The sequence below is a fragment of the Curtobacterium sp. MCPF17_018 genome, from assembly GCF_003234135.1.
In the GTDB taxonomy this organism is placed as follows: Bacteria; Actinomycetota; Actinomycetes; order Actinomycetales; family Microbacteriaceae; genus Curtobacterium; species Curtobacterium flaccumfaciens.
The window spans coordinates 1-14517 of the sequence record NZ_QKSJ01000006.1 but is presented as its reverse complement, the minus strand read 5'-3'; the positions used below and the strand labels follow the sequence as shown (position 1 = coordinate 14517).

Annotated in this window: 14 protein-coding genes; 7 read left to right on the top strand and 7 right to left on the bottom strand. The window is 66.8% G+C overall.

From position 1 onward, the window contains the following. Positions 1-7 precede the first annotated feature (7 nt). Positions 8-1795, bottom strand: a complete 1788-nt coding sequence (locus tag DEJ27_RS08360; protein WP_111090715.1) for an acyltransferase family protein — start codon at positions 1793-1795, stop codon at positions 8-10. Positions 1796-2359: 564 nt separating this feature from the next. Here DEJ27_RS08360 and DEJ27_RS08355 point away from each other — a divergent pair. Beyond that, positions 2360-3733: a hemolysin family protein gene (locus tag DEJ27_RS08355; protein WP_111090714.1), complete on the top strand. Its 1374-nt coding sequence runs from the start codon at positions 2360-2362 to the stop codon at positions 3731-3733. Further along, entirely contained in the window at positions 3726-4766 is a 1041-nt protein-coding gene (locus tag DEJ27_RS08350; RefSeq protein ID WP_111090713.1) for a hemolysin family protein, read from the top strand. Before DEJ27_RS08355 ends, DEJ27_RS08350 begins: the two co-directional genes overlap by 8 nt. Positions 4767-4829: 63 nt before the next feature. Here the strand turns inward: DEJ27_RS08350 and DEJ27_RS08345 are convergent, their stop codons facing one another. After that, positions 4830-5000 carry a CsbD family protein gene (locus tag DEJ27_RS08345; protein ID WP_111090712.1) on the bottom strand — a complete coding sequence of 57 codons (171 nt, stop codon included), beginning with the start codon at positions 4998-5000 and terminating at the stop codon, positions 4830-4832. Between the two features lie 96 nt (positions 5001-5096). Further along, the gene (locus DEJ27_RS08340; protein ID WP_111090711.1) at positions 5097-5906 is read right to left on the bottom strand and encodes a phosphatase PAP2 family protein; all 810 of its coding nucleotides are present in this window, start codon (positions 5904-5906) and stop codon (positions 5097-5099) included. A 99-nt stretch (positions 5907-6005) separates the two neighbouring features. On the opposite strand from DEJ27_RS08340, the gene DEJ27_RS08335 reads away from it, so the two are divergent. Then, the gene (locus DEJ27_RS08335) at positions 6006-6560 is read left to right on the top strand and encodes a recombinase family protein (protein WP_111090710.1); all 555 of its coding nucleotides are present in this window, start codon (positions 6006-6008) and stop codon (positions 6558-6560) included. 113 nt (positions 6561-6673) lie between these two features. Here the strand turns inward: DEJ27_RS08335 and DEJ27_RS08330 are convergent, their stop codons facing one another. Next, positions 6674-7168, bottom strand: a complete 495-nt coding sequence (locus DEJ27_RS08330; protein WP_258370315.1) for a MarR family winged helix-turn-helix transcriptional regulator — start codon at positions 7166-7168, stop codon at positions 6674-6676. A 102-nt stretch (positions 7169-7270) separates the two neighbouring features. On the opposite strand from DEJ27_RS08330, the gene DEJ27_RS08325 reads away from it, so the two are divergent. Together DEJ27_RS08325 and gndA are read left to right on the top strand one after the other, a co-directional pair. Then, a complete protein-coding gene (locus DEJ27_RS08325) occupies positions 7271-8173 on the top strand; it encodes an alcohol dehydrogenase catalytic domain-containing protein (RefSeq protein WP_111090709.1) in 903 nt (300 codons plus the stop codon). Positions 8174-8325: 152 nt separating this feature from the next. Next, positions 8326-9780, top strand: coding sequence for an NADP-dependent phosphogluconate dehydrogenase (gene gndA / locus DEJ27_RS08320; protein WP_111090708.1), 1455 nt, complete (start codon positions 8326-8328; stop codon positions 9778-9780). A gap of 230 nt (positions 9781-10010) precedes the next feature. Here the strand turns inward: gndA and DEJ27_RS08315 are convergent, their stop codons facing one another. Further along, positions 10011-10781, bottom strand: a complete 771-nt coding sequence (locus DEJ27_RS08315) for an SDR family oxidoreductase (RefSeq protein ID WP_111090707.1) — start codon at positions 10779-10781, stop codon at positions 10011-10013. Positions 10782-10864: 83 nt separating this feature from the next. Between DEJ27_RS08315 and DEJ27_RS08310 the strand changes: the two genes are divergently transcribed. Both DEJ27_RS08310 and DEJ27_RS08305 read left to right on the top strand, forming a co-directional pair. Further along, on the top strand, positions 10865-11434 hold the full coding sequence (locus tag DEJ27_RS08310) for a TetR/AcrR family transcriptional regulator (protein WP_111090706.1): 570 nt from the start codon (positions 10865-10867) through the stop codon (positions 11432-11434). A gap of 337 nt (positions 11435-11771) precedes the next feature. Then, positions 11772-12272: a toll/interleukin-1 receptor domain-containing protein gene (locus tag DEJ27_RS08305; RefSeq protein WP_220035383.1), complete on the top strand. Its 501-nt coding sequence runs from the start codon at positions 11772-11774 to the stop codon at positions 12270-12272. Positions 12273-12427: 155 nt separating this feature from the next. Here the strand turns inward: DEJ27_RS08305 and DEJ27_RS08300 are convergent, their stop codons facing one another. After that, a complete protein-coding gene (locus DEJ27_RS08300) occupies positions 12428-13414 on the bottom strand; it encodes an aldo/keto reductase (RefSeq protein ID WP_111090705.1) in 987 nt (328 codons plus the stop codon). Positions 13415-13448: 34 nt separating this feature from the next. After that, the gene (locus DEJ27_RS08295; RefSeq protein ID WP_111090704.1) at positions 13449-14348 is read right to left on the bottom strand and encodes a helix-turn-helix domain-containing protein; all 900 of its coding nucleotides are present in this window, start codon (positions 14346-14348) and stop codon (positions 13449-13451) included. Between the last annotated feature and the right edge of the window lie 169 nt (positions 14349-14517).

The window sequence follows — 14517 nt, the reverse complement described above, 5'->3', positions numbered from 1 at the left end:
CTTCCCCTCACCGGCCCCGCGCGAGGGCCGCTTTGATCTCCGCGGCGTACAGCTTACCGCCGGCGTCTCCGGGATGGATGCCGTCGCTGGCGATGAGCTCCGGGTGCGAGCGGGCCTCGGAACGCCAGTCAGCGACATGCACGTTGGTGTGTGTGCTTGCAACCTGGTCGATGGCGGCATTGACGGTGGACTCCCACGAGACCGGGGCGGACACGTCCACCAGAACCACCTGTCGGTCACCGGCTGCCACAATTGCAGCGTCTAGGTCGGACTCGCCGCCGACGCCGTTCACGCCCAACCCGATTACCACGACCTGTGCGTTCGGGTGCGCTTTCAGGTGCGAGCGGACCAGCTCCGGTGCTGTGGTCAGTTGACGGCTCTCAACCGCGTCGACGGTGATCCCGGGGAAGGTCTGCTCGAGTTCGTACTTCGACGCGAGCATCACGGAGTCACCGATCGCGACCATGTCCCCGCCGGCAGCATGCTCTTCCCCATCGGTCTGTTGCGGTTGCGTGGACGTCGACGGCCCGGAACCGGACGAGGGCTGATCGGTCTGGCCGATCGCGTTCTCGACGGTGGTCTGGGTTGGGGCGGTCCGTGCGACGTGCACCGTCGACCCGGCCAGCGCGACGACGACGATCGCAGCGCATCCAAGCGCCTTCGGGCGGCGCAGCAGCGCACGGAACCCCACATGGCGCACCTCCGACTCGACCCACCGGTAGCTCACTGCTGCGAGGACGAGGGTCGCCGCGACGGCGGTGAGTCTGCCAGTGACGTTGCCTGATGCCGCCGATCCGGGGAGGGCCGCGTCGGCCAACACGATCAGCGGGAGGTGCCACAGGTAGGCGCCGTACGAGCGGCGCCCCAACCACCCGAGCGGGCCGGCATCAAGCCACGTCCCGACGCGTTCGGACCCGCGGACAGCGGCAAGGATCATCACCGCGCCAAGGAGTGCGCCGAAAATCGTGGTCACTGGTCGGTGCGTCGGTACTGCTGCGAACGGGGCGGCGGCGAGGACGACGAACGCCAGCAGCGCCACCGCGCCCAGCACCGTCCACGCGGTCGCAACCAGCGCCGTCGGTGTAGCAGCTGACGTGCTCTTTTCGCACATCACCGCCAGAGCGCTGCCCAGCAGCAGACCGAACGCATGCGCCGGAGTCGCGAGGTAGGCCGCGTCGAGGTGCCCGGCCGCACCGAGAACGACCGGAACGACCGCGGCGAGGACGATGGCGACCCACATCCACCGTCCGGCCATCGTGCGATGGCGCCGAAGGGTGAGCAGAAGCATGACCGGCCAGACGAGGTAGAACTGCTCCTCGATCGCCAGTGACCAGAAGTTGTCAAACAGCCCGGTGCGACTGTGCGCGAAGTAGTCGCTCCCGGCGAGGAGCTGCTGCCAGTTGCTCGAGAACGTCGCAACACCCACCAGTTGTGCCGGCACTCCGACCAGGACGTCACCACCCAGCATCGCGGCGGCTGTCGTTGCCATCGCCACGACAACGACCGCTGCCGGCACCAGTCGCCGAGCTCGCCGACGGAAGAACAGCCCCAAGCGAATCTCGCCGGTGCGCTGGTACTCGCGAAGGAGCAGCGTCGTAATGAGGAAACCGCTGATCACGAAAAACAGATCCACCCCCGCGTACCCACCAGGCAGCACTGCGGGTGCGACGTGGAAGACGATCACCGCGACCAAGCCGACGGCACGCAGAGCATCGAACGCTGGGAAACGCTGCCACTGCTCGGAGCCTGCTGCTGTCAGGCCAGGGCGGTGTTCCTGCAGATCTCTGCTGGTCATCGGTGCTCCTTCTCCGCCCTCCAGTCGGGCGGCTCGGAACAGACCATCCAGCTGCTACGTCACGGAATCGTCAGGGCTCTGTCACAGCTCGCGCGAAGCAACTGCGATGGGATCGAGGGGCCGGCGTTGCGCGACGGACGTCGAGGGCGAAGACCTCGCCGCGGCGGACGTCCAACTGTCATGACCCCCGACCGCATCGCGGTAGCGCGCCAGATGCGCACAGAGGGTGCGACACGGGACACGATCGCCACCACTCTGCAGGTCGGCGCCTCGTCAATCCGACGCGTCTTAGACAAGACGCCTACGTCCCCGGCAACGCAGCGGGCCTGAAGCTCCGCTAACGAGAACTCGCGATTGCGCCCGGACGCTCGGCGTCAGTGCCTCGACTGTCTCGGCCGCTGCGCATGGTTGCCGTCTGTCGCTGCGGCGTCCTTCGGTGACTTGACAGTCGAAGCTCTGCGTTGCTCTCTATCCTGTGCAATATGACAGCTTTTCCTGGTCACTTGCGATGGCCCCTCCCACGCCTGACCGTCACCGCGGTCGTCCACAACGGGGAGGGGCGGCATGAATGACTGGATCCTGGTCGCTATCGGCCTCGTCCTGACCGTCGGTACCGGCTTGTTTGTCGCGTCCGAGTTCTCACTGGTTAACCTCGACCGGGGTGACCTCGAAGCCCGGCAGGGGCGTGGTGAGAAGCGTCTCGGGCCGACGATCAAGGCGCTCCGGATCACGTCGACGCACTTGTCCGGTGCGCAGCTCGGCATCACGTTGACAACGCTGCTGACCGGGTACACGTTCGAGCCCGCCATCAGTTCACTGCTCAGCGGTCCCCTCGGAGCGGTTGGCGTCCCGGCCGGCGTGGTTCCGGTGGCGGGCAGCATCGCCGGCGTGGTCCTGGCAACGTTGTTCTCCATGATCATCGGCGAACTCGTGCCGAAGAACTTCGCCCTCGCGTTGCCGCTGGCGACCGCGAAGGTCGTCGTTCCGTTCCAGGCGGCGTTCACGGCGGTGTTCAAGCCGCTGATCTTGCTGTTCAACAACACCGCGAACACTGCGATCCGCGCCATGGGCGTCGAACCGAAGGAAGAGATCTCCGGTGCCCGTTCCGCCGAGGAGCTCTCCTCGTTGGTTCGCCGTTCGGCGCTCGAGGGGCAACTTGACCAGGATCACGCGACGCTTCTCGGCCGGACCCTGCTGTTCTCTCAACATGACGCGTCTGGAGTCATGACACCGCGCGTTCGGATGACGACCATCGCATCGACCGGCTCAGCCGCGGACGTCGTGCAAACGGCCCTGTCGTCGGGGTTCTCCCGTTTCCCTGTCGTCGGGGGTGACAGCGACGACATCGTGGGCGTCGTGCACGTCAAAAGCGCCTTTGCTGTCCCCATCCGTGACCGCGAAACCGTCGTGGCGACGGAACTGATGTCGGAGGCACGATTCGTTCCTGAGACTATGGGGACGGACAGCCTGCTCGGGTTCCTTCGGAAGGGCGGGCTGCAAATCGCGATCGTGAGCGACGAGTTCGGCGGCACCGCAGGGCTGGTGACGTTGGAGGACGTCGTCGAGGAACTCGTCGGCGAACTTGAGGACGAACACGACCGCGCACGCGCCGGCATCGTCCGTCAGGCCGGCACGATCCTCTTCGATGGGGGCCTCCGTCCAGACGAACTGGCCGATCGGGCGCAGATCCGCGTTCCCGAAGACGGCGACTACGAAACGGTCGCTGGGTTCGTCATCGACCGTCTCGACCGGTTGCCCGAGGTCGGCGACGAGGTGCGAATCGACACGGGAACGCTCCGAGTGGAACGCGTCGCCAGCGGTCGCCTGGAACGGCTGCGCTTCACCCCGACACCGGGTCCGGACGACCTGGTCGCCGCACCAGCGAGCGAACATGACCGCGTTGTCGCGTCACTGAAGGAAGGCTTGATTCATGAGTGAGTACGCCCCCGGCATCATTTGGCTCGTCGTGCTCCTGGTCGTCAATGGCTTCTTCGTCGGCGCTGAGTTCGCCGTCATCAGCGCCAGGCGTTCCCAGATTGAACCCCGCGCCGAAGCCGGCAGCAAAGCGGCGAAAACGACGCTGTGGGCAATGGAACACGCAACGCTGATGCTTGCGACGAGCCAGCTCGGCATCACCGTCTGCTCCCTCGTGATCCTCAACGTCTCCGAGCCAGCGATTCACCACCTGCTGGAAATACCGCTCGGCTTCACGACTCTCACGGCGGAGACGATCAGCATCATCGCGTTCGTTGTGGCGTTGATCCTCGTGACGTTCCTGCACGTCGTCGTTGGGGAGATGATCCCGAAAAATCTTGCGTTCTCCGTGCCGGACCGCGCAGCGCTGCTCCTGGCACCGCCGCTAGTGTTCGTCGCCCGCATCTTCAAACCGGTTATCTGGTCCTTGAACGGCATCGCGAACAGCGCCTTGCGATTGTTCCGTGTTACGCCGAAGGACGAAGCAACGAGTTCCTACACGCTCGATGAGGTCGCGACGATCGTCGAGCAGTCCACTCGGGAGGGCACCCTCGCAGACACATCCGGCACGTTGACAGCGGCGTTCGAGTTCACCACCCGAAAGGTGCGACACGTCGAGGTGCCGCTGGCCGAGATGGTGCAGCTCAGCCCCGGCGCCACCCCGGCCGACGTGCAGAAGGCGGTCGCGACCCGCGGCTACTCCCGGTACGTCCTCGCCGACGGTGAAGGCAGCCCAACGGGGTACCTGCACTTGAAGGACGTGATGGACCTCACCGGCCACGATGCATTCATTGCTCCGGTGCCGGAGAAGCGGATCCGTCGCCTCGGCGCGGTGTCCCGTCATGCTGACCTGGAGGATGCACTGGCGGCGATGCGTCGTGTCGGCGCCCACGTCGCACGCTCCGTGGAAACGGATGGGACGACGACGGGCGTGCTGTTCCTGGAGGACATCATCGAGGAGCTCGTCGGCGAGGTCGACGACGCTACGACCGTCTAACCCGCCCCTCCAATGCAGATGGCCCGTCTCCTGCAGAAGACGGGCCATCTGTCGCGTGGCGAGTTACTTGAAGACGTCCTTGACGTCCTCGCCGACCTTCTTCGCCGATGCGGCGGTCTGGTCCTTCTGGCCCTCAGCCTTGAGGCTGTCGTCGTCCTGGTGCTCGCCAATGGCTTCCTTGCCCTTGCCGCTGATGTCCTGTGCGGCGTTCTTGATCTTGTCGTCGAGTCCCATGGCCGTTCCCTTCGTCACTTACACACGCCTTCTGCGTGCCTCAAAGTACCGACGCCTTACCCGGCGGTTCCCAGGAGTGCAACTGGGGGCCGCCGGTCATTCGGGGACAGTGTCGTCGTCCTGGGTGCTGAGGTACAGGCGGTGACTGGTGATAATCATGGACAGCCAGCCCGCGCCGATGACCCACCCGACCGCGACGTCAGTGAACCAGTGCGCGCCAAGCAACACCCGAGATAACCCCACCGTCAACGTTGCGCCGGCGGCAGCACTGATTACTGCGACCTGCGGGCCGTTCCGCTCCTGCCGAAGCGCCAGCAGGTAGGCGAGCACACCGAGGATCGTCGTCGTGTTCAGGGTGTGCCCGGACGGGAACGACGGTGACCTCTCGAACGGAGGGATCGCGTCGCGGCGGTGCGGACGGTTGCGCTTGATGAGGTCCTTGCCGAGCAGGGTCATCGAGAGCGAACCGGCGCCCGCTGCGACGAGGAGGGCCACCGGGCTCGCGCGACGGTCTCGCAGGGCGAACACGACGGCGGCTCCGACGGTAAGAGCCGGCATCGCGACCGGTCCAAACACGTGGGCGATCGCGGCCGCAGCACCGTTGATGACTGGGGAGCGCATCGCTTTCGCCCGCGCCAGCGCCGGCCGGTCCAGACTGGCGATGCCGTCCCGACCCGTTACGCCGTCGTAGATCCAGGCCGCCCCGGCGGTCGCAGCGACGGCGATACCCCCACCAACGGTGAGGGTCGCGACGAGGGCCCGCCTGGCACCGACCCGCTGCGCGACGCTCTGGTGTCCCGACGCCAGCCGTCGCCCGGTGCGGGAGCGCCACTGGGTGACGTCCCGTCGGCCGATCTGCCGGTCGTGCCGCGGGTTGGTCGGAGACGCGATGCCAGAGTCGGTCATGTGGCCAGTGTGGCCCGCTCCAGGCGACACCTGTCAGGAAAGAGACGGACGAGGAGCGGGGCTTTGACCAACTCGTGGACCCGCGCTTGATGTCACGAAGTGCGCCTGGCGCCAGCGCCGCGCAGATCTCGGACTACCGCCCCGAGCGAGGCATCCGAGGGGCAGGTCAGCAGAACGGGTACGGACGGCAAGCATGGCGGTCATCGGCTACACACGGAGTGTCTGCAGTACCTCCGAACGGGCGACGTCCTGCTGGTCTACTCCACGGACCGCCTCGGACGGTCCATGACGGACGTCGTCACGATCGTCACCGAGCTGTCAGAACGCGGGGTCGAGTTCCGGTCCCTGACCGAGCCCTTCGACACCACGACCGCAGGAGGAGAGCTGTTCTTCCACATCTGCGCCGCCTTCGCGCAGATGAATGGACGCATCATCTCCGACCGCACGCGCGCCGGCTTGGCCGCGGCGGCTGCTCGAGGACGCCGCGGCGGACGTCCAACTGTCATGACCCCCGACCCCATCGCGGTAGCGCGCCAGATGCGCACAGAGGATGCGACATGGGACACGATCGCCACCACTCTGCAGGGCGGCGCCTCGTCAATCCGACGCGCCTTAGACAAGACGCCTACGCCCCCGGCAACGCAGCGGGGCTAGCTCCAGCACCGAGAACTCGCGATTGCGCCCCGACGCCCGGCGTCAGTAGCTCGACTGTCTCGGCCACCATCGTATGTCGAGACCGGCCATGGTCGGCCGGGGTTGTCGCTTGGTTATCGTGATCGTGCTGCGCGAGGCGGCAGCAGTTCGATGCACTCGCCGCGAAGCGGGGTGAGGATCGCCTCCGCCAGGTCCTCGAGCTGGTTCATCTGGTCGGCGCCCAGCAGCCCGAAGACACGCTCGCGAACTTGCGCGACGTAGCCAGGCTCGACCTCGTTGATTAGCGTGGCTCCGGACTCGGTCAAGCGCGCCAGGGTCCGCCGCGCGTCGGCCGGGTCGGTGCTGCGCAGCAGGAGCCCGCGACGTTCCAGCCGGCCGACGATGCGTGACAGGTGGGAAGGGGTGACGCTCGCCGTCGCAGCGAGCCGGCTCATGTGGATTTCGCGATCCTCGCTCGTCGAGAGACAGCGCAGGACACCGAACTCCGCGTGGCTGAGATCGGCGACGCCCTCGAGCCAGGTGTCGAGTTCCGCGGGAAGCCACATCATCACACCGACCAGCAGGGCCCAGGTGCGGTCTTCCTGAGGGGAAAGGCGGTCGTCTGTCACGTGCCCAGTCTAAGTTACTTGCCACGGAAATGAAACAGCACTAACGTTCCTTTCCGCGGCAAGCATTCGCTGCCGTGCCTTCCCACAGAGAGAACCAAGTCCATGCGCGCTGCCCGCTTCCACTCCTACGGATCCCCCGATGTCCTCGTGATCGAGGACGCTCCCGAGCCCCACGCCGGCGAAGGCGCTGTCCGCATCGTGGTCCAGGCCGCGAGCGTCAACCCAATCGATGTCCTCCTGCGCGCCGGCCAGCTCGCTGAGTTCCTGCCCCTGAACCTGCCCGCCGTTCCCGGCCGTGACGCCGTCGGCGTGGTCGACGAGGTCGGTGCCGGCGTGACCGACACCAAGGTCGGCGACGTCGTCTTCGGCCTCGGCGGTGTCAGCGACACCACAGCCGAGTTCGCCGTCCTCACCGCATGGAGCCACGTCCCCGAGCAGTGGAGCACCGCGCAGGCCGCCGCAGCAGGCCTCGCCGGCGCCACCGCCGCCGCAGCAGTCCAGGAACTCGGTGACCTCAACGGTGCGACACTCCTGATCGAGGGCGCATCCGGCGCCGTCGGAACCGCCGTCGCAGCGTTCGCGCTGGCTGCCGGCGCCACCGTCATCGGAACCGGCCGCGAGAGCAGCCACGCAGCCCTCCAGGCCATTGGCGTCATCCCGACCACGTACGGCGATGGCCTCGCCAGCCGCGTCGCCGCGCTCGCACCGCACGGCGTCGACGCCGCAGTGCACTCCGCCCCTTCGAACTCGCTGGGCGACCTCGTCGCAATCGTCGGCAACGCTTCTCGCGTCGTGACCGTCGTCGACCACCAGGGCGCCACGCAGTACGGCACCCTGCAGGCGAATGCCCGCAACGAGTCCGGCCTCCTCCGACAGGGCGCGGACCTCGGAGCCGCTGGCGGCTGGACGCCGCGCGTCGACCGCGAGTTCGGCCTGGCTGACATCGCTGCCGCGCACACCGCCGCTGAGAGCGGCAGCGGCAAGGTCGTCGTCACCCTGTCCTGACGTAACTCCGAACGGCCACGTGTCCCGACGCGTGCACGCCAGAGAAGTCGTCTCCACTCGATGGGTGGCCGCGCGGCCGTCCGGCACCACTACCCACCGAACCACTCGTAATCGCGCGTCCTGCGCGCCAGCAAAAACGAAAGAGAGACATCATGTCCACTGTCGAACAGGCGAACATCGGGGTCATCGGCCTTGCGGTGATGGGTTCGAACCTGGCGCGGAACCTCGCGTCACGTGAGGGGAACACCGTCGCCGTCTACAACCGCACCTACGCCCGGACCGAGGACCTCATGCAGGAGCACGGGGACATGGGCTTCATCGCGTCCAAGGACATCGACGGGTTCGTGGCGTCGCTGTCGAAGCCGCGGACCGCGATCATCATGGTCCAGGCCGGGAAGGGCACGGACGCCGTCATCTCGCAGCTCGCGGAGCGGTTCGAACCGGGCGACATCATCGTCGACGGCGGCAACGCGAACTTCCACGACACCATCCGGCGCGAGCACGACCTGCGTGAGAAGGGCATCAACTTCGTCGGCACCGGCATCTCCGGCGGCGAAGAGGGCGCACTGCACGGGCCGTCGATCATGCCCGGCGGGTCGGACGAGGCCTGGGAGACCCTCGGGCCGATCCTGACGTCGATCGCGGCCGTCGCCGAGGGTGAGCCGTGCGTGGTCCACGTCGGCACCGACGGCGCCGGGCACTTCGTGAAGATGGTGCACAACGGCATCGAGTACGCCGACATGCAGCTCATCGCCGAGTCCTACGACCTGCTCCGTCGCGTCGGCGGCTACAGCGTCGAGGACCTCGTGAAGGTGTTCGACGAGTGGAACAAGGGCGACCTGGAGTCGTACCTGATCGAGATCACCGGCGAGATCCTGAAGCAGCAGGACGCCGACACCGGCAAGCCGCTCGTGGACGTCATCCGGGATGCCGCCGGATCGAAGGGCACCGGCGTCTGGACCGTGCAGAACGCGGTCGGGCTCGGTGTCCCGGTCTCCGGCATCGGCGAGGCCGTGTTCGCCCGAGCGGTGTCCTCGCGGGCGTCCCAGCGCGCGGCGGTCCAGAAGTCCGTGACGAAGCGGCCGGACATCGCCCAGGTGCCGGACACGTTCGCCGACGACGTCCGCGCCGCGCTCTACGCGTCGAAGGTCGTCGCGTACGCGCAGGGCTTCGACCTCATCATCGCCGGAGCCAAGGAGTACGGCTGGGACATCAACCTCGGCGACATGGCCAAGATCTGGCGTGGCGGCTGCATCATCCGCGCACAGTTCCTCAACCGCATCGTCGAGGCGTATGACGAGAACCCGGAGCTCGAGTCGCTCCTGGTGGACCCGTACTTCGCGAACGCCGTCGCCGAAGGCGAAGCCGCGTGGCGTCGCATCGTGGGCATCGCGGCTGCGTCGGGTGTCCCGGCCCCCGGGTTCTCCTCCGCGCTGTCCTACTTCGACTCGCTGGCCTCCGAGCGCCTGCCCGCCGCACTGATCCAGGGCCAGCGCGACTTCTTCGGCGCACACACGTACCAGCGCATCGACAAGGAGGGCACGTTCCACACGCTGTGGTCCGAGGACGGCCGCCGCGAGGTCGAGCAGGAGCCCTCCACGCATTAGAACGCGGCACAGGAAGGGTGCGCAGGGGGCGCACGCTGAACGCGACCCTTCCCGGGCGGCTGATCGTCACCAGACTTGCCTTGCAAGTAAGACGTGTACCGCCCGACACTGCCTCGGAAGACGTCGGCTGTCGGACAGCTCGGAGTTCTCACACCCTGGTCAGATTCAAGACCGATCCGACCCGTCTCGGTAGCCAACCGGCTATTGAGGCGGCGGAAGGGGCGGGGGCGTTAGATCATGCGGCGCATCATGCGTTCGGCGGTACGGAGCCCGAACCGCTTCGGGAAGACTCGGGATGACAGCATCGCGAGGATGGTGTTCGCGGTGCCGTCGACCACGGAGGGGGCTGCGCCGGCCATGGCGCGCCAGGCGGTGTCGACAACCTGCTCGGGTCGGCGCTTGTTCGTCGACGGGTTGGATCCCATACCCGTGTCCGTGTCTCCCGGCGAGACGGCGAAGATCCGCAGCCCGAATCGTCGGTTCTCCTCGGACAGTGCCTCGGTGAGGTTGATCACGTAGGACTTCGTGGCCGAGTACGCCGCGAAGTGCGGCATGGGTTGGTAGCCGGCGGCGCTGCCGATGTTGATGATCGTGCCCGTCCCCTGTGCACGCATCCGGATGATGGCGGCCTGGGTGAGGAGTGTGAGGGCCGTGACGTTGAGGTCGATGGCTTGCCGCAGGGCTGCCTCATCGGTGTCCGTGAGGTCGCCCTCGGGTGCGACGCCGGCTGAGTTCACGAGGTGGTCGAGTCGCGGGAGGCCGGACTCGAGGGCGGTGACGAGAGTCGCGACGTCCGTGGGCTTCGTGAGGTCAGCGACGTGGGCCACCGCGTCCACGCTGTAGCGGGCGCTGATCTCGTCTGCCAGGGCGCGGAGGGCGGTGCCGGACCGAGCGACGAGCACGAGGTCGTGTCCTTCTCGTGCGTAGCGATGGGCGAACTGTTCGCCGATGCCGGAGCTGGCCCCGGTGACGACAGCGAGGGGGCGGGAGGAGTCGTTCATGTCAGTCCGTTCGGATCGGGCGGATACTGCATCCGCTCGGATATCCTATCCGTTCGGATCTCCTGTCCGTCTAGGATTGAGGCATGGATGTTGTCCGTCGAGACGTGGCGCGGAACCGCGAACGCATCGAGGAGGCCGCCCGGCAGCTCATCGTGGACGGGGAGCTCCCCGGGCTCAACGCGGTCGCCCGCGCGGCCGATGTCGGTGTGGCGACCGTCTACCGGCACTTCGCGACGGTCGGTGAGTTGGAGGAGGCGCTGGTCTGGGAGCGCTTCGAAGCCCTCGGGGTCATCCTTCGGGATGCTGAGCCTGGGCAGCTCGAGCACGTCCTGACGACGCACTTCACGCTGCTCGTCGAAGATCCGCTCTTCGAGCGGGTCACCGCTCGCCCGGTGCCGGCGTCTGCCCGGACGGCCGAGCTGCGGGACTCCCTCATAGCGAGTCTCAAGGTGCTACTGGACCGGGCCCGGGACGAGGGTGCGATCCGGAAGGACGTCGGAGCGGGCGAGGTCCTGATGCTGCTCTGCGGCATCGCACATTCGACCCGCAGCTCCCCGGCGTCCCTTCATCCCTCGAAGGAATCGCTTGTCCTTCGTGTGGTGCTCGATGGACTGAGGGGACCAGCGCGGGTTACCGCTGGAGCCGATCGATGAGGCAGTGTGCTGTCCGTGAACGATCGGCTAGCGGGACGGCTGGGGCGGCTTAAGCACGTCGGTGGCTGTGGATACGATCAGCCGCATGTCTTACTGCACTGCGCCCGTACGGGGTCACCGGTCCTCAGCAGCCGCAGCTGCATGCCCGTCCTGCGGCCGTCGCGGACGGTACAGCTACTCGCCGCCACGCCCTTACCCTCCCTTCCCTGCTCCAGCCGTTCCAGTGCGGAGCAGCGCCGGCATCAGTCGCGGCAGCGGCGGCGGGGGAGGGGGCCGGCGTACTGCTCGGCCGTCTTGGCAGCCGAGTACGTCTTCCGTCTCGTACACGGCACAGGAAGTGCGCGATCTGGAGCCAGTCCGTGCAGCAGTTGCGACTCGCACGCAGGTTCATGACGTGTTTCTCTGCCACGCGTGGCCGGATCGGCAGGCGGACGCGAAGGACCTCTACGACTTGCTCAGCGGCGAGGAGGTGTCGGTCTGGTTCAGCGAGGTCACACTGAAGCTCGGCACCGACATGCGGGTAGCCATCGACAAGGGGCTTGCGACCTCGCGCATCGGAATCGTGCTCGTGACGCCGGCGATGCTCGACAAGCTTCGTACCGACCGCAGCGTAGCAAGCAGCGAACTCAGCGCACTGCTGCGCCGGAGCCTGTTGGTGCCCGTGCTGCATGGGGTGTCCTTCGAGGAGTTGGACCAGGTGAGCCCGATGCTCGCTTCCCGTGGTGGGTTGAGTACGAAGGAAGACCCATTGGCGGTCATCGCGGAGAAGATCGCCGAGCTTGTCGGTGAGCTTAACGGCGAAGAAGCGGACGAACTTAGCTCGGCATCAGTCGGCTAACAGCCCTGCGTTCCACCCACGTCCGTCCTCTGGATAGCAGAAGGCCCCGACCACATTACGGTGGGGGCCTTCTGATGTGTCGGACCTGGCATGAGGATCGTCAGCCGGTGCTCTGTCGCCGTGGTTGGCGTGCGAGTCGTCTCGCATGTAGTCGTTCAGAAGCCGCCAGCGGGGCGCACCTGGTAGTGCTCCTCGAGTGCGGTGACCTCGTCCGCAGTGAGGTCGATGTCGACGGCTGCGGCAGCGTCGTCGAGGTGGTGTGGCTTTGTGGCGCCGATGATGGGTGCGCTCACGACCGGGTTGTTGAGGACCCATGCCATCGCGATCTGCGCCATCGGGACGTTCCGTGCTTCGGCGATGTGCTGCACGGCGTCGATGACGGGCCGGTCGCGCTCGGTGTCGGCGAAGAAGCTGTTGCCGACCGGGTCGTCGGAGGATCGCTTGGTCTGTTCACCGGCGGGGCGGGCGACGCGGCCCTTGGCGAGGGGGCTGTAGGGGATGCTGCCGACGCCCTGGTCGGCGAGGAGACCGAACATCTCACGCTCTTCTTCCCGGTACAGCAGGGAGTACTGGTCCTGCATGGACACGAACCGGGTCCATCCGTGCAGGTCCGCGGCGTGCTGCATGTTGGCGAACTGCCACGTCCACATCGCGGATGCGCCGATGTAGCGGGCCTTACCGGCCTTGACGACGTCGTGGAGCGCTTCCATCGTCTCCTCGATCGGGGTCTCCGGGTCGAAGCGGTGAATCTGGTACAGGTCGACGTAGTCGGTGCCGAGCCGGGTCAGGGACGCGTCGATCTGCTGCATGATCGCCTTCCGCGACAGGCCGGCGACGTGCAGGCCCGGCCCGTTGCCTGGCTTGTCGGAGAAGTGCGCCTTGGTTGCCAGGACGATCTCGTCCCGGTTGGCGAACTGGCGGATCGCTTCACCGACAATGCGTTCGGAATCGCCGTAGGAGTAGACGTTGGCGGTGTCCCAGAAGGTGATGCCGAGGTCGAGTGCCTGCCGGAAGTAGGGCAGCGCGTCGTCCTTGGGGAGGGACCACTGCAGGTGGCCGCTGGCGGGATCGCCGAAGCTCATGCAGCCGAGCGCGATGCTGCTGACCTTCAGTCCGGAGTTGCCGAGACGGGTGTACTTCACGGGTGGGTCCTTTCGATGGGCACGACGAGGCGACTCATGGTTCGGTCGTTCGGGGTTCCTTCACGCTCGCGGCGTCCTTCGTCGCAGCCCAGTGCGCAAGGAGTTGCAGGCTGTCGTCGGAGGGCGATCCCGAAACTGCGATGTAGGTAATCAGGGCGAGCCCGCTTCGAGAGCTGACGTCCAGTGACTCGAACGTCAGGTCGAGGTCTCCGACGATCGGGTGGTGCACGAGCTTCTCCCCCGCACGGTGCTCCCGCACGGTGTGACTGGCCCAGAGCGTGCGGAACGCCTCGCTTGCCAGTGACAGCTCCCCGACAAGGGCAGCGAGTGCACGGTCCGCCGGGGCACGGGCCGCCTCAGTGCGGAGCACCGCGACGCTCTGCTCAGCGACGCTGTCCCAGTCGCGGTAGAAGACGCGCGAGCGAGGGTCGAGGAAGATGTACCGGCCGAAGTTCACCGGCCGGCTCGGAGTACCGAACAGGTCGAGGTAGAACGCACGCCCCAGCGGGTTCGACGCGACCACGTCGAGCGTGGTGTTCTGCACGACCACCGGCATGCCCGTCATGCCGTCCACAATCTGCTGCACCCCCGCACTCACGCTGCCCGGTTGTGATCGCTGCGCAGAGCGCCGCGGCCGAAGGTGGGTCGGCACGTTGGCGGCTCGAACAAGGTCAACGAGGTGAGCCGCTTCCACGTCGTCGAGGAGCAGAGCACGAGCGACACCGTCGAGGACGCTGTCAGAGACGCCGGTCGCGTTGCCCCGTTCAAGGCGTGTGTAGTACTCGGTGCTGATCCCGGCGACGAGGGCCACTTCCTCACGGCGCAGCCCAGCAACTCGGCGGCGTCCGCCGAAGTCCGGCAGGCCAATCTGCTCCGGCAGGAGCCCGGCCCGCCGCGATGTAAGGAAATCGCGAATCTCCGCCTGAATGTCCACGCCCCGACGGTACGTCACCGGATTGCCGGCAGGGGGTCCCTGTCAGTGACCGTGTAGCCGGAGTCTGTTTCCGGACGTGACGGCGTCGTTCACTTGCGGTGTTCCCGATCGAAAGGCACACCCATGACTGACTCCACAGTTTGGTTCATCACCGGCGCAGCACGCGGGA